This window comes from Neobacillus citreus, from assembly GCF_018343545.2.
GTDB classification, from domain to species: Bacteria; Bacillota; Bacilli; order Bacillales; family Cytobacillaceae; genus Neobacillus; species Neobacillus citreus.
This window is the reverse complement of the sequence record NZ_JAGYPE020000028.1, coordinates 44,503-68,132: the sequence shown is the minus strand read 5'-3', so window position 1 is coordinate 68,132 and position 23,630 is coordinate 44,503. Positions and strand designations below refer to the sequence as shown.

General features: G+C 35.9%; 20 protein-coding genes and 1 riboswitch. Of the genes, 18 read left to right on the top strand and 2 right to left on the bottom strand.

The window, feature by feature from the left end:
* The first annotated feature begins 180 nt into the window (after positions 1 to 180).
* From KHB02_RS15930 to KHB02_RS29800, 9 genes are all read left to right on the top strand, one after another.
* The gene (locus tag KHB02_RS15930) at positions 181 to 1,281 is read left to right on the top strand and encodes a glycosyltransferase WbsX family protein (RefSeq protein WP_213148047.1); all 1,101 of its coding nucleotides are present in this window, start codon (positions 181 to 183) and stop codon (positions 1,279 to 1,281) included.
* Between the two features lie 16 nt (positions 1,282 to 1,297).
* Positions 1,298 to 2,512: a CDP-glycerol glycerophosphotransferase family protein gene (locus tag KHB02_RS15925; protein ID WP_213148048.1), complete on the top strand. Its 1,215-nt coding sequence runs from the start codon at positions 1,298 to 1,300 to the stop codon at positions 2,510 to 2,512.
* A gap of 11 nt (positions 2,513 to 2,523) precedes the next feature.
* The gene (locus KHB02_RS30060; RefSeq protein WP_213148049.1) at positions 2,524 to 3,963 is read left to right on the top strand and encodes an oligosaccharide flippase family protein; all 1,440 of its coding nucleotides are present in this window, start codon (positions 2,524 to 2,526) and stop codon (positions 3,961 to 3,963) included.
* A 92-nt stretch (positions 3,964 to 4,055) separates the two neighbouring features.
* A complete protein-coding gene (tagD, locus tag KHB02_RS15920) occupies positions 4,056 to 4,451 on the top strand; it encodes a glycerol-3-phosphate cytidylyltransferase (protein ID WP_213148050.1) in 396 nt (131 codons plus the stop codon).
* Between the two features lie 31 nt (positions 4,452 to 4,482).
* Entirely contained in the window at positions 4,483 to 5,361 is an 879-nt protein-coding gene (gene rfbA / locus KHB02_RS15915) for a glucose-1-phosphate thymidylyltransferase RfbA (protein WP_213148123.1), read from the top strand.
* A 17-nt stretch (positions 5,362 to 5,378) separates the two neighbouring features.
* The gene (rfbC, locus tag KHB02_RS15910; protein ID WP_213148051.1) at positions 5,379 to 5,945 is read left to right on the top strand and encodes a dTDP-4-dehydrorhamnose 3,5-epimerase; all 567 of its coding nucleotides are present in this window, start codon (positions 5,379 to 5,381) and stop codon (positions 5,943 to 5,945) included.
* Positions 5,942 to 6,796 carry a dTDP-4-dehydrorhamnose reductase gene (rfbD, locus tag KHB02_RS15905; protein ID WP_213148052.1) on the top strand — a complete coding sequence of 285 codons (855 nt, stop codon included), beginning with the start codon at positions 5,942 to 5,944 and terminating at the stop codon, positions 6,794 to 6,796. The genes rfbC and rfbD overlap by 4 nt, the downstream gene beginning before the upstream one ends.
* A complete protein-coding gene (rfbB, locus tag KHB02_RS15900; protein ID WP_213148124.1) occupies positions 6,796 to 7,818 on the top strand; it encodes a dTDP-glucose 4,6-dehydratase in 1,023 nt (340 codons plus the stop codon). Before rfbD ends, rfbB begins: the two co-directional genes overlap by 1 nt.
* 936 nt (positions 7,819 to 8,754) lie before the next feature.
* Positions 8,755 to 8,840: riboswitch (cyclic di-GMP riboswitch) on the top strand.
* Positions 8,841 to 8,886: 46 nt separating this feature from the next.
* Positions 8,887 to 9,015 (top strand): hypothetical protein, encoded by a 129-nt coding sequence (locus KHB02_RS29800; RefSeq protein ID WP_277398269.1) that lies wholly within the window; start codon positions 8,887 to 8,889, stop codon positions 9,013 to 9,015.
* A gap of 181 nt (positions 9,016 to 9,196) precedes the next feature.
* Here KHB02_RS29800 and tagU read toward each other — a convergent pair whose 3' ends face one another.
* Positions 9,197 to 10,129, bottom strand: a complete 933-nt coding sequence (gene tagU, locus KHB02_RS15895; protein WP_213148053.1) for a polyisoprenyl-teichoic acid--peptidoglycan teichoic acid transferase TagU — start codon at positions 10,127 to 10,129, stop codon at positions 9,197 to 9,199.
* Positions 10,130 to 10,668: 539 nt separating this feature from the next.
* Here tagU and KHB02_RS15890 point away from each other — a divergent pair.
* Genes KHB02_RS15890 through KHB02_RS15850 form a run of 9 tightly spaced genes read left to right on the top strand, consistent with a single transcriptional unit; the run spans position 10,669 to position 21,716 of the window.
* Positions 10,669 to 11,301 (top strand): hypothetical protein, encoded by a 633-nt coding sequence (locus KHB02_RS15890; protein ID WP_213148054.1) that lies wholly within the window; start codon positions 10,669 to 10,671, stop codon positions 11,299 to 11,301.
* 11 nt (positions 11,302 to 11,312) lie between these two features.
* A complete protein-coding gene (locus KHB02_RS15885; protein ID WP_213148055.1) occupies positions 11,313 to 12,857 on the top strand; it encodes a dynamin family protein in 1,545 nt (514 codons plus the stop codon).
* A complete protein-coding gene (locus KHB02_RS15880) occupies positions 12,790 to 13,911 on the top strand; it encodes a hypothetical protein (RefSeq protein WP_213148056.1) in 1,122 nt (373 codons plus the stop codon). The genes KHB02_RS15885 and KHB02_RS15880 overlap by 68 nt, the downstream gene beginning before the upstream one ends.
* A gap of 5 nt (positions 13,912 to 13,916) precedes the next feature.
* Complete coding sequence (locus KHB02_RS15875; protein ID WP_213148057.1) at positions 13,917 to 16,049, top strand: dynamin family protein; 2,133 nt, start codon at positions 13,917 to 13,919, stop codon at positions 16,047 to 16,049.
* Positions 16,015 to 16,698, top strand: a complete 684-nt coding sequence (locus KHB02_RS15870) for a hypothetical protein (RefSeq protein WP_213148058.1) — start codon at positions 16,015 to 16,017, stop codon at positions 16,696 to 16,698. The genes KHB02_RS15875 and KHB02_RS15870 overlap by 35 nt, the downstream gene beginning before the upstream one ends.
* 19 nt (positions 16,699 to 16,717) lie before the next feature.
* On the top strand, positions 16,718 to 19,513 hold the full coding sequence (locus KHB02_RS15865) for an ATP-binding protein (protein WP_213148059.1): 2,796 nt from the start codon (positions 16,718 to 16,720) through the stop codon (positions 19,511 to 19,513).
* Positions 19,497 to 20,294 carry a hypothetical protein gene (locus KHB02_RS15860; protein WP_241113896.1) on the top strand — a complete coding sequence of 266 codons (798 nt, stop codon included), beginning with the start codon at positions 19,497 to 19,499 and terminating at the stop codon, positions 20,292 to 20,294. Before KHB02_RS15865 ends, KHB02_RS15860 begins: the two co-directional genes overlap by 17 nt.
* 13 nt (positions 20,295 to 20,307) lie before the next feature.
* A complete protein-coding gene (locus KHB02_RS15855) occupies positions 20,308 to 20,733 on the top strand; it encodes a hypothetical protein (RefSeq protein ID WP_213148061.1) in 426 nt (141 codons plus the stop codon).
* 8 nt (positions 20,734 to 20,741) lie between these two features.
* The gene (locus tag KHB02_RS15850; RefSeq protein WP_213148062.1) at positions 20,742 to 21,716 is read left to right on the top strand and encodes a hypothetical protein; all 975 of its coding nucleotides are present in this window, start codon (positions 20,742 to 20,744) and stop codon (positions 21,714 to 21,716) included.
* 618 nt (positions 21,717 to 22,334) lie between these two features.
* Here the strand turns inward: KHB02_RS15850 and KHB02_RS15845 are convergent.
* Positions 22,335 to 23,609 (bottom strand): IS110 family RNA-guided transposase, encoded by a 1,275-nt coding sequence (locus KHB02_RS15845; protein WP_213148063.1) that lies wholly within the window; start codon positions 23,607 to 23,609, stop codon positions 22,335 to 22,337.
* Between the last annotated feature and the right edge of the window lie 21 nt (positions 23,610 to 23,630).

Genomic DNA, 23,630 nt, shown 5'->3' with positions numbered 1-23,630 from the left:
ACGACAACGTAGAAATTAGAGTAGCTGCTATAAATGTATTTTCAATGAGTACCGATACAGTAAAGACCCATTATTATAAATACACAGATAGTATTATTACTTATCCTTGGTCAGTTGATAGTAAGGAATATAATGAATTCAAAAAAATATTAAATAACGAAAAGACAGGAAGATCGTAATATGAAAATAATCTCCTTTTATTTACCCCAATTCCATCAAATTCCAGAAAATGATGAATGGTGGGGTGAGGGATTTACTGAGTGGACTAATATGAGAAATTCAAAACCTCTTTTTGAAGTGCATAATCAGCCTAAAGTTCCTCTTAATGATAATTATTATGACTTAACAAACCCAGAAACTAGAAAATGGCAAGCAGAAATTGCAAAAAAATACAATATATTTGGTTTTTGTTACTATCATTACTGGTTCCGTGGGAAAAGACTTTTGGAAAAGCCTTTTGATGAAGTACTTAAATCGAAAGAACCGGATTTCCCTTTCTGTTTAGCTTGGGCAAACGAACCTTGGACAAGAAGCTGGGATGGGAAAAATAAGGAAGTGCTCATGCCTCAAAATTATGGTGGTAGAAAAGACTGGGAAGAGCATTTCAATTATTTAATCCAAGCTTTTTTGGACCAAAGGTATATTAAAATCGATAATAAGCCAGTATTTTTAATTTACAGACCATCAAGTATTAAAGACTGTAATGAAATGTTAGAATTTTGGAATATGCTAGCAAGAGATAATGGGTTAGAGGGGATATACTTTATAGAAATGTTAACTGCCTTCGATAATACACCTGTATCTCAACATTTTAAAGCCAAAGTCGAATTTGAACCTATGTATACACTTGGTCATCATATGGATAGGTATTTTAACTTGTTTAAAAAATTTAGGAATTTAGTTAGAAAAACAAGTTATTTATTTAATTTTGAACATGAGAGATTACTAAATGTAGTTGATTATGATAGGGTATGGGATAAAATTCTTAAAAGAACAAGGACGGTAAGTGATGGTGCTTCTCAAACTTTTTATGGAGCGTTTGTTGATTGGGATAATTCCCCGAGAAAAGGTAGAGAAGGATTAATTATGAAAGGTTCTAGCCCGGAAAAATTTAAAACCTATCTTACGGAACAAATAAAAACCGCAAAAGAAAATAATGTTGAATTTATTTTTATCAATGCTTGGAATGAATGGGCTGAGGGAACATATCTAGAGCCAGATAAAAAAGATGGGTATAAATATCTTGAAGCGGTAAAGAAGGCCTTAGAATCAACGAAATGAAAGGAGAAAAAAGTAATTGATAGTAAAGACTTTTAATTTTATTTTAGATAATATACTTTTTTTTCTAAGTGGATTAGTACCTAGAAAAAAAAATAGGATTATCTTTGGTTCTTGGTTTGGAAAGAAATACAGCGATAATTCTAAGTATCTTTTCGAATACATTATGGATAAATATCCTGAATACGAACTTGTTTGGTGTGGTGATATAAAGTTAAAAGAATATATTAATGTTAAATTTAATATTAAGTTTGTTGAATATGGAACATTATTATCAATCTATTACTCATTGACATCTAAATATGCGTTTGTTACTCAAAATTATAAGGATATTGTTCAACACAATTTGTTCAAAGGTGCAAAGTTAGTGCAATTGTGGCACGGAGTACCGCTAAAGAAAATTTGTTCTGATATGCGGCCTGAAGAGAAAAGAAGTAAAATTACAAAATTTAAAAATAATTTAAGTAAAAAAACTTATGAAAACTACACTTATTTCATTTCCTCATCTTCAGAAAATACGGAAAAAGTTATGTCTGCGTTTAGAGATAATAATTCCAAAACAATTAAAATAATTCAACATGGTCAACCTAGAAACGATTTTATAGTAACTAATAAAAATAATATCGATCTAAAGAATCGAATTAGAGAAAAATATAATGAGAAGTACGGTATTCCTTTAAATAAAAAACTAATTGTATATATGCCCACTTTTAGAGATAACCAAACTGAAGTATTTTCATTTTTATTAGAACAAAATGTTAAAGTAGAAAAGTTAAATGAAGTACTATTACAAAACAATACGGTGTTATTAGAAAAGTCGCATTTTGTTGATCAGTCAATACGCAAGATTAATAATAATGTTGATACAAAAACGATTTTTAATATCGGTAAATATGATGATATTGATACTCAAGAACTATTATTAATAACAGATATATTAATAACAGATTATTCAAGTTGTTATTTTGATTTTGTATTACTTGATAGACCAATTATACATTATGTATATGATTATAAATATTATAAAGATATGGACAGGGGATTCTATTATGACATTCAAGAAGTATGTGGAGGGGTAATTGTAGAAGACTTTGATAGTTTGATTAGCCATCTTAATCAAGAGTTGAATAACACTGATATAAACAAAAATGTAAGACAAAAATTAAAGAACTTTATGATGGCTGATGAACTTGGAGAAAGTTGTAAAAAAATTTGTGAACAAGTCTTAATATAATAGGGTAACATATGAATAAAACTTTAAACAACATTGTAATAGTAAATGTATTATCAGTCCTTAGTAAAGTTTTTCTGTTTTTGCTTGCTTTGTTAATAACAAATAAGTTGGGCACAAAGAGTTTTGGTGAATATTCAACCGCAAACACTTTCTTGATAATGGTTATGATATTTATGTCTTTTGGTTCTAACTTCCTAATAAATCGAGAAGTTGCAAAGGACAAAGATACTGGCTTATGGTATCTAGCACATATTTCCTTGATTAAGTTCTTTGTTTATGTCTTATTGATACTCTTAATCTATTTCTTCCGTTCCTATTTACCATTCAATCATATTGCTAATAAATTGGTAATAATTTTTACTATATCCGTTTTCTTTAAAAGTATCCAAGAACAGATATTCTTTTATTACCAAGCAATTGAGAAGTTTACATTATACTCTTTAATGAACTTCTTAAATAATTTTTTCTTATATATCGGGTCATTTATTATTCTTGAACTTAGTGCTAAAACTGACATTTTGTTAATTGGTTATTTTCATTTAGTTTTACAAGTGTTTTTTTTAATTCTAAATCAATATTTAGTTCGGAAATTCTACATTAAACAGAACGTTTGTTCTATAAAAATTACTATTAGTAGTTTAAAAGATGTAATTAAAAGATCACTACCTTTCTTTATTTCAAGTGTTATAGGAATCTTGTTCAACAGAATTGACATACTAATGCTTGCTATAATGCTGAATGAAAAAGTAGTGGGATATTATAATATTTCATATACCCTTTACGAAGCTTTGCTAATAATACCAATATCTGTTGCATCTGTGATTTTTCCGAAAATTATTAAAAGTACGAATGATATTCAGGAGACAAAATCATTAATAAATTCTGTTATATATCATTTAGTACATCTATCTATTGTTATTTGTATAGGTATATCCATATTTGCGGAAAAGATAATTTATTGGCTTTTTAGTTCAGAACAGGATGCAGCAGTTTTATGTTTGCAAATTCTTGTTTGGGGATTACTTATTCAATGTTATAGTAACGTACTCGGAAGGGTTATATATGCAAACAATAAAGAGGTATTCTTTATGAAAATTGGAACCTTATCATTGGCCTTTAATATCATACTCAACCTAATCTTAATACCTAAATTTAGTTTATATGGGTCGAGTATTGCTACGATACTAAGTTTCATTTTAAGTTTTATTCTCCAGTACTATTTCGTGAAAAGATATATATTGGGTAAAAATTTCAGTCTATTTTTTGATAAAAGGTTATTAATTTTAATAGTTCTATTTACAACTATATGCTTTTTAATGTTGTATCTAAACATCCATATTATATTAAGCATATTAGTATTAGCACTTGTTTATATATTATTAATTTTTGGACTCCGGATTTTGGATATTAACTTATTTTCTAGCCTCTTAATAAAACAAAAAAAAGTTTAATGTAATTTTGACTACTAATATTAATTAATTTTTCTAGCATACTAAAAAAAGTGCCGATTATTGGAAAAATAAGTGAAGAAGGAGTGATTAACGTGAAAAAAGTTATTACGTATGGAACATTTGATTTGTTACATTATGGTCATATTAATTTGTTAAAAAGAGCAAAAGAATATGGTGAATATTTAATAGTAGCATTATCCACAGATGAATTTAATGCTATTAAAGGTAAAAAGAGCTACTCCTCATATGACGAACGTAAAAAATTGTTAGAAGCAATAAGATATGTAGATTTAGTTATTCCGGAAGTTAATTGGGACCAAAAAATAAGTGATATTTTAGAGTTTAAGGTAGATACATTTGTTATGGGGAATGATTGGGAAGGAAAGTTTGATTTCTTAAAAGATTATTGTAAAGTAATTTATTTGGATCGTACACCAGAGATATCAACAACAAAGATAAAAAATGACTTAAGTTTAAGTCTTAAATAATCTTATTAGGTTATTATAAAGGAGGACTATGATGAAAGGAATAATACTTGCAGGTGGTAGTGGTACGAGGCTATATCCATTGACAATGGTTACTAGTAAGCAATTACTTCCAATTTATGATAAACCTATGATTTTTTACCCATTATCTACATTAATGCTTGCAGGAATTCGTGAGATCCTAATAATTTCGACTCCTGAAGATATTCCTCGGTTTGAGGCACTACTAGGAGATGGATCTCAATTTGGTATAAATCTTGAATATAAGGTTCAGCCGAGCCCGGATGGGTTAGCCCAGGCTTTTTTAATTGGCGAAGAGTTTATTGAAAATGATTCGGTTGCCATGATTTTAGGAGATAACATTTACTATGGCAGTGGAATGAGGAAAATTCTCCAACGAGCAGCACAAAAGGAATCGGGAGCTACAGTATTTGGATACCACGTTCAAGACCCAGAGCGCTTTGGGGTAGTTGAATTTGATGAGGAAGGAAAAGTATTAAGTGTAGAAGAAAAACCAGAATTTCCAAAATCTAATTATGCCATTACTGGTCTTTATTTTTATGATAACAGAATTGTAGATATTGCAAAAAATGTAAAGCCTTCAGCACGAGGTGAATTGGAAATTACTTCTGTTAATGAAGCCTATCTACAAATGGGCGAACTCGAGGTAGAACTTCTTGGACGTGGTTATACATGGTTGGATACAGGTACACTCCAAAGTTTAGTAGAAGCAACGAACTTTGTAAAAACCATTGAAGAACATCAAGGTATTAAGATTGCTGCACCTGAAGAAATTGCTTATATTAATGGATGGATTGGTATTGACCAATTACTAGAGTCAGGCGAAAAATTCTCTAAGACAGGTTATGGGCAGTACTTATTAAAAGTAGCAAACGGCAGCATAAAGTACTAATTTACGAGGTGTTACTAGTGAATATAATTGAAACCTCTCTACCGGGTGTCAAAATAGTTGAAGCAAAAGTATTTGGGGATTATCGTGGCTGGTTTATGGAAACATACAGTGAAACATCGTTTGGAGATGCAGGAATCGTAGTAAAGTTTGTTCAGGATAATCAATCATTTTCCGCAGTAAAAGGAACATTACGAGGTTTGCATTATCAGTTAAACCCCAAAGCACAAACAAAGCTTGTTCGTTGTACAAAAGGATCTATATTTGATGTTGCGGTAGATATACGTAAGGGAAGTCCTACATTTGGCCAGTGGTTTGGCATTGAGTTGAATGCAGAAAATAAAAAGCAATTATTAATTCCAAAGGGATTTGCTCATGGGTTTATGACTTTAACAGATGATGTTGAAGTTCAATATAAAGTAGATGAAATCTATGCTCCTGAATGTGACCGTGGGATTATTTGGAATGACCCTTCTATTGGTATCGAGTGGCCAATGGATATTGTGCCTGTTTTGTCTGAAAAGGATCAGAAAGCACCTTTGCTAAATAAAGCGGATAATAATTTTGTTTATGGGGAAAAAGGATGAAAATTTTAGTAACAGGTTATACAGGGCAGCTTGGTTATGATGTCGTACGTGAAGGCCAGAGTCGAGGATTTGAGATTATTGGTGTGGGTTCAAAGGATTTTAATATTACTGATGAGCTTGTTGTAAATGATTATGTTAAAAATCTGAATCCTAATGTCATCATTCATTGTGCGGCCTATACTGCCGTTGATAAGGCAGAAGACGATAAAGAAAATTGTTGGAACGTAAACGTTAATGGAACAAAGTACTTAGCAAAGACTGCAAGAGAAATAAATGCCAAGTTTATGTTTATAAGTACTGATTATGTTTTTGAGGGAACAGGAGAACTTCCTTTTATTGAAACTGATAGACCAGATCCAGTCGGGTATTACGGACTAACGAAATACGAAGCGGAGCAGGTTGTTCAATCACTTTTATCGGAATGGTTTATTGTTCGTATATCGTGGGTATTTGGTTTAAATGGACATAACTTCGTTAAAACAATGCTGCGTTTGGCAGAAACCCGTGAAGAGTTAAATGTTGTTGGTGATCAAGTTGGTTCGCCAACAAACACAAGTGACTTATCCCGACTATTATTAGATATGATTCAAACAAATAAGTACGGAATTTATCATGCTACAAATGAAGGGTTTTGTAGTTGGGCAGAGTTTGCTAGAGAAATTTTCCGAATAGCAGGGAAGACGACAAAAGTAAACTCCATTACTACTGAAGAGTATCCTACTAGAGCAGTACGTCCAAAAAACTCACGTCTTTCAAAACAAAAATTAATTGAAAACGGATTTGAACCTTTACCGGACTGGAAAGATTCATTAAAAGCATATATAAATGCATTGCAACTTGAGGTGAAATGATGGCACAGAAAAAAATACTTGTAACAGGTGGAGCAGGTTTTATTGGTGGAAACTTTGTACAATTTATGGTGAACAAGTATCCTGATTATGCTGTTTATAATCTTGATTTATTAACTTATGCTGGTGATTTAACTAAGCACCGTGAACTTGAAGAGGAAAATAATTACTTTTTCGTAAAGGCAGATATTGCTGACCGCGAGGCGATTATGACGCTTTTTGAAACAGAGAAGTTTGACTATGTTGTCCACTTTGCAGCAGAAAGCCATGTTGACCGTTCTATAACAGACCCTGAAGTATTTGTTCGAACGAATGTTATGGGAACACAGGTATTGCTGGATGCTTCTAGAAAAAGCGGTGTCACAAAATTTGTTCATGTTTCCACTGATGAAGTATATGGGGAATTAGATTTTGACCCAAATACTTTCTTTACGGAAGAGACTCCTTTGCAGCCAAACAGTCCATATAGCGCAAGTAAAGCATCGTCTGATTTATTGGTAAGGGCTTATCACGAAACATATGGACTTCCAATAAATATAACTCGTTGTTCTAATAATTATGGACCATATCATTTTCCTGAGAAACTGATTCCACTAACGATTTCTCGTGTATTAAATGATGAAAAGGTACCAGTATATGGAGACGGGAAAAATATTCGAGATTGGCTGCACGTATTAGATCATTGCGCAGCCATAGATCTAGTGTTACATGAAGGTGTAAACGGTGAAGTCTATAATGTCGGAGGCCATAACGAGCGGACCAATCTAGAGGTTGTCAAAACCATCATTAACACTTTAGGCAAACCAGAAGATTTAATTGAATTTGTAACAGATCGTTTAGGTCATGATAAGCGCTACGCTATTGACCCTACTAAATTAGAGAATTTAGGTTGGAAACCTACTTACACCTTTGAAACCGGAATTGCTCAAACCATTCAATGGTATTTAGATAACAAATGGTGGTGGGAGCAGATTATTAGTGGGGAGTATCAGAATTATTTTATCAAGCAGTATAATATAAAATAATTTCTTTATATTATCACTCGTATATATGTAATGGGAAGGGGGCTTGCTTATTATGATACCTTCTTCCCTTTTAATATGTTTTTGCAACAAGAGAGAGGTTACGTAATCTGAAAGAGGAAATGGTGGGCATTTGCAGCAATAGGATGGATGGCTTCGATTTTTTGGTTACCCAGCTTCCTATTTTACAGGGAAAAACACTTCGGAAGTAATTCATAAGGTAGTGGAAAAGGAGCAAAACACATCAGAAAAGGCGAAAACTCTGTGTTTCTGAATTATCTTATGAGAAAATGAGTGATGATTTTGATCCACCCGAAAAACGCTAGCCACAACGGAAGACTTATCGATGTTCCCCACAATAACCCTACTAAAAAGTTTCCTTGTTCGTCCATTGATATCCACTCCTATATGAATTGGTAGATACTTTTGTGTTTTTCAATTAGTGAGTAGTATTAATTATGGTTGTAACCGCTTCCGAAATCAATAGTCGAATTTATCCAACTCTTTCATAGGCCATCTGAAGCAGTGTATTTCAATTTTTAATAAAGATAGCATAATAATATTGCAGAAGTAGACGAAGCTTGGAAGAATTAAGATGATTTTTTCGACATGGATTGCAACCGATGGATACTTTTCTAATCTCAAATTAAATATTGAATAACTTGAGGGGGTTCCTAGTATCTCAAGGGAATATGAAATAGGGTCCGAAAATTTTTTGCAGTTTCGGTTATGAATTACTAAACATTTCAAAAGGAATATCCGTTATTATAATACAAAGGAATATTTTGTTGGATGGAAAGTTTTCTGGTGAAGAAACAGGGGTTTCTGATTATTGCAATCCTGTATTTTAGGCGGGGTGATTACTAAAAGCTTTATAGACTTTTCATATTAATAATTTATTTATGTTTATTAAGATATTATGAGTCTAAATACATAGTTCGTACGAAAGGGCAAAGCCATTGAAAGATGGTGACGCAAAGCTAAAGGGGCTAAGGTCCATTTGACTACGCCAGCCAGTTACCGAATATGTTCACCTTCCTACGAATTATGATCAAAAATGGAGGGAACGCTATGTTTATTTTCATTGCCGGTCTATTAACTGGAGCTTTTATGATGCTCTTTATCATGAGCCTAATGGTTGCAGCAAAAAAAGGGGACCAACAAATGGAAGACTATTTTAAAGGGAATAAAGTATATTAAATACTAGGAAAACCCTAAATTATGACATTACTAAAATGGTCATGATTTGGTTTTTTTCTGTTAGGTGACGGTGTAACTGTGGAAGCTGGGGATCAGACACCCACAAAATTATATCAGTGCTTACTTCTAGCATATTTAGTACAAAAAAGTGCCCAAAGCATATTTGGGCACTTGGATGAACCTATTGATTTAATTCTAGTTGTGTTTTTAATTCGTTTTGGACTTTTTGTTTTTCCTCAGCGGCAACCAATCCATAGTAAATATTATTAATCTTTGTACCTGTTTCTTTTATTTCAATTTGCTGAATGTTTCCTGCGGACGTTTTATAATTTTTTTGGATATCGATCATTTGGTCAAAAGTAAGGTTTGTTTTTACGTTCTTGCCTAAGGCTGTGAAAATGGTAGAGAAGTTTGTCAGGCTTGATACACTTGCTCCTTCATTGATGACCGCTTGGATAATTTGGCGCTGTCTTAATTGACGTCCAAAGTCACCTCGTGGATCATCATATCTCATTCTGGAGTACTTCAGTGCTTTTTCACCGTTAAGTGTTAATTCCCCTTTCGTGAAATGAACACCCTCGTAATTGAAATCAAGATCATTATTTACTGTGACTCCGCCAACAGCGTCAACAATATCCTTAAATCCTTCCATATTAATCTGAATATAATAATCTATCGGAATATCAAGGAAGTTCTCGACAGTGTCCATAGCCATTGGAACGCCGCCAAATGCATAGGCATGATTAATTTTATCCTCTTTGCCTTTTCCGATAATCTCTGTCCGTGTATCACGTGGAATGCTTAGCATTTTGACTGAATTGTTAGTTGGATTTACGGTCAATACAATTAATGAGTCTGAACGGCCCCTGTCGCCTGCCCGCTCGTCAACACCGAGCAATAATACCGAAAATGGGTCCTTCTCTTGTAAGGTAACAGGTTTCTCTCGTTTTTCGGATTGTTTCCTTTCAATCGGCTGGTGCATCGTTTCTACTGCACTTTTAAAAGACTTATAGACAGTGTAAGCATAAGCTCCACCGGCAATAAACAAAATTAATAAGATAATTCCTGTGACTTTAAGCCATGTTCTTTTCTTTTTCTTATTTCTTGTGCTCATTTTCGGTACTTCCTCCAAAAAAATACAAATTTCTATCATATACACAATAGAATAACAAATAAATAGGTAAAAAGATACAGTGAAAATTTAGGAGATGAGAGCATGCGATAAGTGGAAAGAGAAAAATGGAATCACTACTAATTCAATGTTGAAAAGCAACAATAGATTTTGGTGCATGGGGACGGTTCTAATGTTCTAATTTTGCTCCATCCGTTCCATTCATCATTGGTTCACCGCAATTTCCCGCGCGCACCCATCCGCCATTTCTTCACACCAACAAGATTTGATTTCCAATCTTAATAGGGCTACTACTGGAATGAGTCCTTTATTCCAATTAATCTGGGGTTATTTAACCAAAGGTATATGTCACTGACATATATTTTTTATATTTATCCTGATTTTAAAATTTTTGCGTCCCTAAATAAATATGACAATTTTCGACAAAAATGAATAGAAATTTGTAGTAAATTAGTAGGAGTATAGAGGTAATCTTACCTATCTTTTGCTAGAGTTATTAAATTAAAGGGGTTTATTGAATAATGGTAACAGCAACAGAGGATGTCTTAAGCAGGATTCATGAAACACATATTCTTCTCAATTCCAATATGCTTGATGCCCAGGACGCAGCAAAGGAAGCAAAGGCGGTATCGCAGGAGGTACTTGTCGGTCTAGGATCATTGGAGAAGGAGACGGAAGAAAATATCAGCAAAGTAAAAAGCGAACTTAGGGATCAACTGCAGAATCTGGAGAATGATTTAAACAAGGAAATGAACGTACTAACTAATAAATCACTACAGAAAATGACTAAAGATAACGCAGAGTTGAAGGACACGACGAAGTCCTCATCTGAAGAAATTCAAAAAAGCATTCAAAGATTCCAGCAACATCAGGATCAGCAATATCAAACTTTTCAGAAAGCCTTAGCTCTGCAAGCCCTCGAACAAAAGGAACTTATCTTAGAAGTTCAGAAAAATCTATTTGCCCAGATAGATGTTAGCTTTGCTAACCAAGAAAAACTATCAGGGAAGATAAGCGATTTAAAGAAAACACTTAAAGAACTCAACGAAGCTCATTTAAAAAAGGCGTATGAGGAGAATCAAAGCCTTAAGAAATTCCAAAAAAAATGGTACATAACAACGTTTATTGCTATTTTAATAAGCTATTTCTTATAGGGAGACAAACAATGAAAATAACTGTATCGGAACATCAGATTGATTTAACAGGCAAGAATATTATGGATACGATTTCTCCCTATTTTTATCACCATAATCATAAAACGATCATCGGTGAAAAGGTGGAGAAGGCAATCAATTTATTTCCAGAATATATCTTTAACCTTTTTACAGAAAGAAACGAGACAAAAGTAGAGGCTTTCTTTGTTGAACTTAAACATTTACTGACTGAGGAAGTTAGAACAGTCCATTTGCATCCAATATTTAAACGATTTGAAAAGACAGTAAAGCGTGTTTACCCAACAGCTTCGGTCACCCTTGTGGGCCAAAAGACGGAATTCTTCAGAAAACTTCCGGTAGAGTTGGAATATCAGTTTGCCAATGTGTTCGTCAGTACATTAACCAATGAAATTATCAAGGTCTGCCATATTCCAGGGAGGCTGTATCACAAGTTAAATCAAATAATTCGTTTAAGGCTGCCTTTTTATTTAAAAGAGCTAATGCAGCAAGGGAAAATAGTAATTGACTTGAAGGTCATTGATTATCCTTCCAATGTTTTCGTTGTCAGGGAAGAGTTCTACAGTCATTATCCGTCGATACAACGACTGCTCGATATTTATCTTCAGTCCTATACGAATTTTAACCAAGTTATCAAGGCGCATGATCAGCTGTATGAAGGGAATTTCAAAGTGACCTTCATCAGTCCATTTTCTTTTGGGAAATCGACGCTGATTAACGGGCTGCTTGGAGAGGAAATGTTGAATATGGATATTCGAGCGGAAACGGCGATTATCACCAAGGTTGTCAGTGCAGATTCTAACCGGATTTTAGTAAAGTACGATAATAACAGAGTGGTTATGCAACCGTATGAGGATATGGTTGAGTTAAAAAGCAAGCTGCAAGATCTTACTGGAGTAAGAAGTAAGGAGAAGCCTTATGAGGTTCAAATCCATCACCACTTTCCACAGCTTCAGGGGATTACGATTATTGATGCGCCTGGGTTGAATTCGCGGCATTCTGATCATAACCAAATTGCCGCGGAAGCGTTTCAAATGAGCGATCTCATCCTTTTCTTAATCAATCCTGCCCATATTGGCGAAGCGAATTTTTCCAGTCAAATCAAAGAGTTTCTTGAACAGATAAAAGAAACGGATAAAAAGTACGGATTTATTCTTTCGAAGCTTGATTTATACAGTGATGACCATGAAGTAATCATGCAGGAGATGAAAATAGTGTTAAAGGATTTGGATCCTTCTTATGCGGAGGAAGATTTATTTTTCATATCCGGCTATTTTGCTCTTTATGGAAAGCTGCTTGGGAATGATAAGCTAGATCTTCATGAAATCCGCAAGAACCGCGGGATATTTATTATTGAGGAAGATGAAATCATTATGGGACGCGGGATTGAAAAACACCATGCATCTTCTCTTGTGGAATTTAGTCAAATTGATAGGCTTGAACAATTCATACGTGAAAGAGGTGAAAATCATGCGCCAAACAAACTCAATCTGGATCGTAGAAAACCGGCGGCAGTTGGAATCTTTGCAAACCCTTAGACCAAAGCTTTTATATAAAGAGGCGGTTTTGGAAGAAGAGTGCCAGATTCAATCGCTTCCAGACTATGACATGGTATTTTTTCTGCTTACTCCGAAGCAGATTGGCAACAAGTTCTTTATCCAAGCAATTGGTGAAGTCCTAAGAGTCCGCAGAAATAGTAAAACGATTTTCTTAGCCATTGATGATCATTACCGTCTAGACGACCAAGAATCTTATAAAGTGATTCTTGAACTAAAGGATTCGATTAAAGAACTGATACCGAACCCGACGATTCTTTCGGTTTCCTCTTATTATGCGGCACTCCACAGTCAATATAAGCATGGAGAGATCAACCTTGAGGATCTCCGTCAAAACAGAGAGATTATGATTCCAACGGCTGATGGCGAGCTTCTGACCGGCCGACAAATAACGGAGGAAAATCTTGAACAGCTGGAGCTATTGAGTCAGATGGAAAAGCTTTATCATTTGATTGCTGATTTGTCCGCAGGGATTCGAGTGACAGGAATTGATGTCAGCAAGGAAAATTGGCTCATTCTTGGTCAAGGGAGAACAGGTAAGAGTATGGTCAGTGAACTGCTGCAACAATCTTTAGGGGAATCTTTGCATTTTATCGAAAAGACCCCCGAAGTAATTGATTTGGACCAATACTATGACGGTATGATAGTTGTCGTAGATTTAGAGATTCATAACAGCCTTCCTTTTCTTGAAAAAATTTATTCCACTTATGTAGGAATTGAAAAAATCATTGTAGTCAATAAAATGGATGACTTCATGTTTTACCAAAAGAGCCAGCAGGAGCTGCAAATAGATATTAAAAAGAAGATTAAAAGTTTAACAAGTGACCCAGTATTTTTTGTTTCCGGTCTTTATTACAAGCAATATCTTCAACTAAAACGGAAGGAAATAGAGATTTCAGATATTATTGAAAATCCTTCCATTGTTTTGGTTGATTCATTAAATTTGCCGGTGTCTAAACAAAAGGACAAGGCTAACCTGCCGGGGCTTTTACTGAAGCAATCTGGTTTCGACCATTTACTACATCATTGGGAGTGAAATGAATGTTAGAAAGATTTAAAGAAACAAAAAAATTCCTTTTAAATTATACGAGTGAGTTGGAAAAGTCGAAGAATATCGACCGGAGTATAATAGAAAACTCCTCCTTATATCAGGAAATTGACCGACTGGAAAAAGGCAACTTTAAGATTGCTCTTGTTGCCCCATTCAGTGCAGGGAAATCTACTTTTATTAATTCCATCATCGGGAAAGACCTATTAAGTATGGATATTCGTGCTGAGACTTCAGTTATCACGAAAATCAGCTACTCAGACCAAATCAAAATCCAAGTCACTTACTTTGAAAATGATCAAGTTGAAATGTTTGATACGGACGATTTTGGAAATCAGCTTACCTATACGACTTGTAAAGAGATTCTAAAGAAGATTACTACAGTCCGTGATGAAAAGAATGAAGAGAGAATCAGGGAAGTTATTGTTTATTGTCCACTAGATATATGTCGTGACAATGTTGAAATCATCGACACGCCGGGGCTGTTCTCACGACATGAGAAGCACGAGGCGATTACCAATAACATTATCCCTCAGGTGAATGCCGTTATTTTTATGATCGATCCTGACAGTGTCGGCGAGGAGCATTTTACTGAAAAAATACGTAATTACGTGAACTCAGCTAAAACATCCAGTTTAGAGGAAGACGGTCGCCATATTTTCTTTGTTATTAATAAAATTGATGTATTTGACCCAGAGGATATTGCAAAAGCGCGACATGAATTGGAGCAGGTGCTTTCCGGCATCATTTTGAAGCCGAATATCCATGAGGTTTCTGCTTACTTCGGAATGAGGGGTAAGCAATTGCTGACAAAGGACATTGATATTACCGAAGTTCAGAAGGACCGAAAGATTAAAATCCCTGATCCGCTAGATCCAGAATATACAATTGCGGGCCGCCTCATTACGGAAGAAAATGCTGTTGATATTATTAAGTTCAGTAAGATTAAGGAATTGGAGAAGGCACTCGGTGAATACCTTCAAAGTAAAAATCAATATCTAATCACTGATGTTATGTCTAGTATCCGAAATGTGCTCTCTGGCACCATCAATAAGATGAAGTTTGAAATCCGAGAAGTGGAGAAAACGATCACTGAGGATAAAACCACTTATATCAAGAAGATTGAGGCACTTCAAGAAGAAATCGAATCCTTGAAAGATGAAACATTAAATAACGTTAGGTCTATTATCAATAAAAAAATCCTTGGCGGTACTTCCGGCCGTGGTTTAGATGATGAAATTTATGATGAAGTTGGCGGTCAGCTCGTTGATGTTGGTAAGGATATCGATAGGGAAATCTTTAAAAAGTGGACAAAAGCTAAACAGGGAGTTACCCAGGATAATGGAGAGGACATTGTGAAATCAGTCATCCTTGATGCAGAAGAAATCCTTGTACTGAAAATTAAGGAATTGGTCCGTACCTCCTTTATCTTTATAAAAAAGGAAATCTCCTCGCTAATTAGCGACATTCAGGAGCAACTAGACATCGTTACAGAGAAATTGGAGGAAGCAGAATTAAAAAATCTCGGAATCAAAATGGATACAATTAGTAATATGAATGTCGATAACTTAGTTGGTTCTACAATGAATAAAATTGAACGGGAATTTTCCGATATTATTGTTGGGATTGCAAAGGATTGTCAGGATAAAGTCCAAGGAGCCTATAATTCAGCTATTTATGAAGTGAAAAAAGGCGGTTTTATAAACTGGTTTAAAGGTTTATTTGGTAAGGAAGAGTATGAGGAAAGATTTGATCTTTATACCTTTAAACGCGGGCTTGATCGATTAATTGAGGACTTAACTGAATCCATGCAAGAACAGGTATTCCAAAGCCAATCTCAAATCGCCACACCTATTTTTCATATGGCACAAAAAATTTTCGAAGATATAAAAACTGCATCGTCAAACATTGCGACTAATGTCATTAAGGTAAAAGAAAATGTCCTCAAGGATTTGAAGAAGGAAATGTATAAGAATGAAGATGAAAAGCTGGCATCTATTGGTCAAAAGAAGCAGAAGATTTCTAATGTAAACGTCATTAGCCAACGCTTTGAAGAAAAAGTTTTACAATTTTCGAAGGAGGCATTTGAAAGTGAACTTCACGAACAAAGCCCAGTCTATCAATGATTATTTAGATAAATATTATGAAAAACTCCTTAAAGATGGAAGTATGGTTAGGGATTATCAGACATTATTGAAACAATTACAACTTGAAACGACAAAACTATCTAACTATAAGTTCACAATTAAGGAGGAGATTGAGAGCGAACTCGTTCGTTCACAGGGGTATAAGAATCTAGATGAATCCGATAAGCATCATATCTTGTCTTTGTTAGAACGGGTTCATCAAGAATTGAAAATCCCTGAGTTTACCATAGTGAAAGAGGATTGCCTAGAACTCGTGAACGTGTCAGTGGAAACATCGAAGGCCTCCACTGTACAAAAACAGCCACAGGGAGTAATCAACATCGGAACAGCAATCGGTGCTGTCGTTGGTTTGGGGATAAGTTTTATCATACAAAAAAGCATTCCTGTCATTTTGATTGGTGGAATTGGCGGCGCAGCGATCGGTTCGTTCCTTGGTAAGGGGGCAGGCACCAATCGTAAACCAATTCATCCGACTGTCCCAGATTCGCTAGAACGACAGCAAATGTTTGGAAAAGTAAGCCCTGATAAACTTGGAGCAGTAATTCAAGCGAGAAAGACAGCAATTAAGAGTCTTTTCAGCCAATACTGTAAGCAATTAGAAGCAGTTTGTCAAACAAGTCTAAAATAGGAAGTGGATTTCAGCTATCATGATGGAAGATATTGTTCAAATCAAAAGGATACCAACAAGCTTTAACGAAGACCGTTTATGCAGCAATCTCGTTAACTCGGCTGACTATCAATTTTTCCAGATTCATAAAATCTCCATTTCTGATGAGATTAAAAAAGAAGAAATCCAAACGTTTATGAATAACAGCATCCTGCGCTTTCTTTCCTCGTTAACAAATAGTCTTTCGCCGATTATATTTCGGATAAAAAGCAGCATTGCTGAGGAAACTGTTTCTTTGTATATCGGTACAAAGCGAAAGTTTGGCCAATCACTTGCGGAAAGATTCGCTTCCTATTTTCAGGCAGTCGAGTTTGTTGAGGTTGACGGCCATGTGTATGAGGAAATTTATTCTTCTCAAGCACTCATTACAGGAATCCCAGCTAAAAGCGAAACGGAAACCTTTACCTATATTGAGCCATTTATCCGCTATATCCGCGGGAAGGATGTCATGCTTGAGGTTGTTGTAAAACCAATTAAAAAAGCATCAATTGTTCAGCAACTTGATAGGATCACGGAACGCAGGTCCGCTAATGCCATTCACTTGAGAAATACTCATCAAGAAAGCATTGCTGACTCGGATACATGGTCCACCAATGCTGGACAGACGATGACGGATGGCAGCAATAATGGCGGGGGGTTGCTTTTATTTAATATTGGCAGCACTCGAAGTGAAGGGTCAACTAGTGCCTATACGGATACGAAGGGCCGCACTGAGACAGTGACGAAAAGTATTGAAAAGGCAAACCATCAAGCGTTGGAGCTCGACCAATTATTAGAAACGTATACCGAACGGTTGAACCAAGCATTGGCTTCTGGTTTTTGGAAGACATCCATTTCTATTTTTGCAAAGGACTACAGCAAGCTTACTGAGGTATGTGATGTCTATAAATCTAGCTATAGTCCGGAAGCAATTGAGCCTTATCATGTGTTTCCATTGCGGGCCATTTATGAGCCAGCGGGATGGTTCGAAAAGGAAGCAGTAGGGAATTCTCTTGATCTATTTGATGAGGGTTTACGTGGATTTAGTTTTTTGACAGGCGAGGAGCTCTCTTATGTGTTTGATGTTCCAAAAGAGGAATATAAGGGTTATGAGTTATCATTAACACCGCGCTTTAGTCAAAACCTGCCTTATACTAAAGGGATTCCGCTTGGGTATGTTTATGATGGCGACAAGAAAACGACGTCGATTTATCATTTAGAGCCAAACCAGCTTGTGAAGCATTTGCTGGTTGCAGGGATTACCGGAAGTGGTAAAACCAATACCATCTTTAACTTGCTAAAAAATCTGGATGTACCCTTTTTGATCATTGAACCGGCAAAGAAGGAATACCGAGGGCTGAGAAGTCTTATTCCTGACCTGCGTGTCTACACGCTCGGCAATGAAGGGGTTTCGCCATTTCGAATTAATCCCTTCTATTTTCCGCCAAATGTCAACATTCAGCAGCATATCGATAATTTGAAAGTGATATTTAATGCTTCCTTTACGATGTATGCGTCGATGCCGAATATTTTGGAGCAATGTTTAACTAACGTTTATATGAAAAAAGGTTGGAGCCTATCATCTTCAAGGAACATTTACCAGGGGGACGGTCCGGCTTCTGAAAAATACTTCCCAACAATTGAAGACCTTTATTATGAGATTGATAGCTATACGAGGGAACTGGGTTATGCGCAGGAGCAGATGCAAAACATTCGTGCTGCCCTGTTAACACGGATTAAAAGCTTAATGACCGGCGGTAAAGGCTTCATGCTGAACACGGTAAAAACGATTGAAATCGGTGAGCTCCTTCAATATCCAACTGTTTTGGAGCTGGAAGCTATCGCAGATGATGATGAGAAGTCACTGATTATCGGGCTGATTTCGATATTCATTTACGAGTATTTGAAGGTAAAGGAGACCGACTTTTCAGATGAATTAAAGCATTTGCTTGTCTTTGAGGAGGCACACCGGATTTTCACGAATGTTAATCAGCAGGGCGGACAGGAAGATGTAAACATCAAAGGGAAAGCAGTAGAAAGCCTAAGTCATATCCTTTCAGAAATACGTGCCTATGGCGAGGGGATGATCATTGTCGATCAAGTGCCGACGAAGCTTGCCCCGGATGTATTGAAAAATACCAATACGAAAATCATTCACCGAATTGTCTCTAGGGATGATTGTCAATATGTTTCGAATTCACTGGGCTTGAATGATGAAAAGGTTGATTTTATCAGTAAGTTAACAAATGGTGCGGCACTTCTCTATACGGACGGCATGACTGCACCGGCACATTTACAGGTTCTTCACGGAAAGGAACATATTCGTTCCTATAGTGATAGAGACGTAAGCAGCTTTAGCCAGTCCTACAATCTGCAGCTGGAATATCCGAAGAAAATGCATCCGTTAACTGAAATTATTATGCAGAACTTGACGGGCTATCCCAATTTGGAGGAAGAAGTCAAAGGCTTCTACCATTTCTTGCTGAAGGAAAACCTAAGTGGTTTGCAGGAGCAATATCAAGTGACGAAGGAAAAACTGATTGGGTTATCGATTCAGTCAGGATTTGATATGAATATCGATGTTGACGATTTTGTATTTTCTTTTATAAAAGAAGCATTAAAGCGGTTAGTCAAAACGAATGAAAAGATTAAGAAACAAGTTAACAAACTGATTTTTATTGAAAGATTTATCGAGGCGTGTCTCGACCTTTTATCGAAGGATTACCAGGTCCACAAAAAGGAGTACATGTTGATTGCAATGAACCAACAAAGGTTAGGGGATGACTACACTGTTTGATATCGGGACGATGTTTGAAGCTTTAAAAAGTTCAATCGAAACAGCAAAGATACCGGATGTTGGCAAGATTGAGCCAATTAAGGAAGTAACTTTAGATGAAGGCATGCAGGATGGTCACAGCCTAACTGATGTGAAGCCTGAACAGGAATTGCAAGAGGTTCAAGAGGTCGATAAATATATGTCTGATGATATCGGCTTAAAGGAAAAAACCGCTGAGTTCGGCGATCCGGATTATATTGGAGAAATCCGTCATGACAACGAGAAAATTAATCAGGTGTTATCAAGGGCTGAGGCCTCTCTGCAAAACGATTCATCTGACCTAAATTATCAACGGGTGTCTGAAAATCTTGAACGCTATAAAGGGACGATTTTTGAGCATGAATTAAAGGATAGTCTTAAGGACAAGTTTGAAATAGTCGAGGACAAACAGCAAATCGTTTCGACAGAATGGGGCGAAACAAAGCCAGATGTGGTCCTTCGTGGCGCGCAAGAGGATATAAGAATTGGCGGCTTAGAAATTAAAAAGGGTGAAGACCTTTATATTGAAGCAAAATGCGGTTCACCTGAATACATTCGCAATGAAATGGGTCATATCTTAAAACAGGTGGAGGGGCATGAGGGCAACTCCCTAGTAGTTGTGACAAAGGATTATTTAGAGCTCAGTCCTGAGGTTCGGGCTGATTTTGAAAAGAAACTTGCCGAAAAAGGGAGCCACATTTATGTAGCCGATGTGACGGCATCTGAAGTAAGTACCGGACTTTTCAACAGTCTGCGTCTGTAAGGAAAGGTGATCGATGATGAGACAAACCTATTTTGGTGTCAATCAAGAACAATTCGCTGGATTAGAAAAGTACATTAAGGAATACAGCCTGCTTACGAGAGAAATGTTTAATAGGTCGATTGCTGCCGAGGAAAAAGCAGCGATTCAAAAGAAAAAGGAGGATTTAAAAGGAAAGATCTCGGAAAGTTTGCTCGAGAATGGGACTATTCTAGGATTCTTAACGCCAGAAAAGATAGACCAGCTTTCGGATGAGATACATGAAGTGAAGAACGATGAAGTAAAAGGGTATTTGCAGTCCAATTTTATTCCGAGAGAGAAAATGGAGGAAGTCCTGTTCTCTTTAATGAATCTACCGGCAACTGAATCAACAAAGAATATAATCTTCTTTTTAGAAAAGGCAAAATCAAATAAGCAACACATCATTGTCTGGATAATGTAGGTGATAAAGTGGATTTTCAAAAATTACGAACAGAAGCAGCTAATTTTCTAAAAGAAAACAAACAAAGAATTCAAGATAATCCTCACAGCATCGACTATGTCTTGAAGAAATTCGATGGTTACCTTGATATATTCAGAAATGAGATTAAGGAATCGTTTCCTATGGAAGAGAGTTTGATTTCGGAGATTGAGCAGAAATTGCCTAGGCCGAAGATTGGGGAAATCGAGCAATTTGAGAATGTAGGCAAAATAAAAGATCGGCTTATATCAATTTCTACAAGGCTTGAAAACGAAATAATAGAATACGAGCGGATTATAAAAAATTCTCCTTGGGGACCTGAACTAAGTGACTTTAATAAATACAGAAGTAAAGCACTAGATATTCTACGCAACGAAAAGGAATTCTTATTAGATGGAACCTACCTTGAGCCCATGATTGATACGATCAATCAGGAACATAGAAGTATAGCATACGGTGGTAGCACGAGGGCACTTAAATCAGCTTATCAAAGAATTAGAAGCAGCGCTGTGATTGATGAATTTAAGAGAAGAGAAGAAGAAAAAATCTTCAGTAAGGTTGACGAAACCATAAATGCCTACAGTAAGTATTTATCTGAATATCTAAAAATTTATCAAGAACATTATGAGCGATATTCTGATCGCTTTTGTTCGAAACAAGATACTCTTTTGAAGGTTGAAATGAAAGGGACGCCTGATTTCGTTATCGATGACGGGTTTGAAAGTAAAGAAAATATCGAGGAGAGAGAAGTAATGGTGCAAGATTCAAGACTTGAAACAGTGAGTATGCTTGACGAAGGTCTTGAAGAAGTGGGAGTATTTGAATCAAAGATCGCTTCTAAAAAGGAGTTAAATGCCATCAAAACTGTCACCATAACTTATACTGATGGTTACTCCATTACATTAGACATTCCAGTTGGTTCCCGGGAGAAATTGAAAGCCGAGCTTGCAAAGTTGGTATTTTAAGCGTTGATTGTGTTAAGTGCGACGGTATTAAAACGATTGGGTAGGAACAGCGAGGATTTCTTCCCTAAGAATGGTTCTGTTTTTTATAGAATGAATCCAACCGCCTTGTAAAAAAGCGGTTGGATTTATTCATTGGTCCGAATTACTTGTGTTACCTTCATGCCTTCATCCGTTTAGGAAGGCTCTTTTTTTAAGCTCCCTCAGTTAGATACGATTATCTCTCAAATACTCACTTATTCGCAGGATTTCAAATCACTTGTAATAACTTTAGGTCACTGATGAAAGGCGTTGTTAGGTTTTTTGACTACATGAAGGCGTACTTAAATAAAGGAGGTAGTGATATCTCCATTATTTCCCATATAATGTACGTATTCTCCACGCCACCCCTGGAGGTTTTCGCTCCCATGTCTCAACGGGTCAAATGCCCTTTCATTCCTTCGTCATACCTATCCAAGTGGTAGATGCCGGTCTTTCTAACGGAACGGGTCAGAGCCCTTATGCTTAAGTAATCCGGTCCTTCGTACTTTCTTTGAAATCCTACGAATAAGCCAATATTTGAAATGTATTTATCTATTAGTTTATAAATTTACCTGTAATTGAAGATATGTTGAAATTTTATTAAGCAGCTATTGAAATTAAAGGTTGTACTTTGTCGGAACGATAAGATTCATTTTTTCTTGCCATTCCTACTAGAATTCTTGCGAATTTATTTATTAGTTTCATGATGGACTTCATTTTCTTCATCTTTTTTACATTAACATTATTAGAATGTAATTCTTTAAAATCGGGGTTGTTCATGACAAGGCTCATTGTGGCTAGGTACAAAAAGCGTCGTAAACGGGACCTTCCTCGTTTTGAGAGGACAATTTGTCCTTTCCATTTACCTGAACTAGCCTCTGCTAAATGTAACCCTGCATGTCGTAATAAAGAATTACCATGAGTGAAACCACTTAGATCTCCAGCTTCTCCTAAAATACCTGCAAGTGCAATTTCGCTTATGCCTTTAATGGAAAGCAATTTTTTAGCAAAAGGTATTTTTTTAAGAACTTCCGTGACTTCCTTTTCAACTCTTTCCAGTTGGGCTGTAGCTAGATCAAATTCTTCAAGTAATTGTTCCAAGTGTAATTTATAAGCATCAAGTGCTTGTGGTGTACCAACAGAATGGGTAGCTAATTCAATAAGTAGTTGTGCTTTTCTTAAACCAGCTTGTCGTTTCATTAAGGTTCTCCAGCCGTTCACGATATCCTGTGGTTTCATTGAACTAATTTCAAGTGGGGTAGGGAATAAGCGAAGTGTTGCGATTGCCCCTTTTCCTTTAACATCTTTGAAAACTTGCCGAAGTTCAGGGAAAACAATATCTACCCAACGGTTAATCTGATTTACAGCACTAACAAGTCTTTTTACGGTCATGTCACGATTAGACATTAAGACTCGTAGTTTTTCAAAGATTTCTGAAGAAGGGCGAATAAACGAATAATAGCCATTCTTCACCATATCAGCAATAACTAAGGCATCTTTTTTATCACTTTTAGATTGGGTATTATCTCGATTTTCTTTATTTCTTTTTACAAGGTGGGGGTTTACTGTCACTACTTCAATATTTCTTTCATAAAGCCATTTTGATAAGTTAACCCAGTAGTGTCCGGTTGGCTCCATACCAACGATCGTTGTATCTAAGCCCTTTAAAGCTTTCAACCGATTAATCCATTGTATTAATCTAGCAAAGCCATCTTCATTATTTTCGAACGTTAGAGGATCACCAATAACAATGCCACGGAAGTTTACGGCACGAGCAACGTGAAACTGTTGGGCTATATCTATTCCGACAATAAGATGTTTGATCGAAATTCTTTCAATTAGTTGATTTTGTTTGTCTTGCATTTTAAACTTCATATTAGAGCTTCCTCCTAAGAA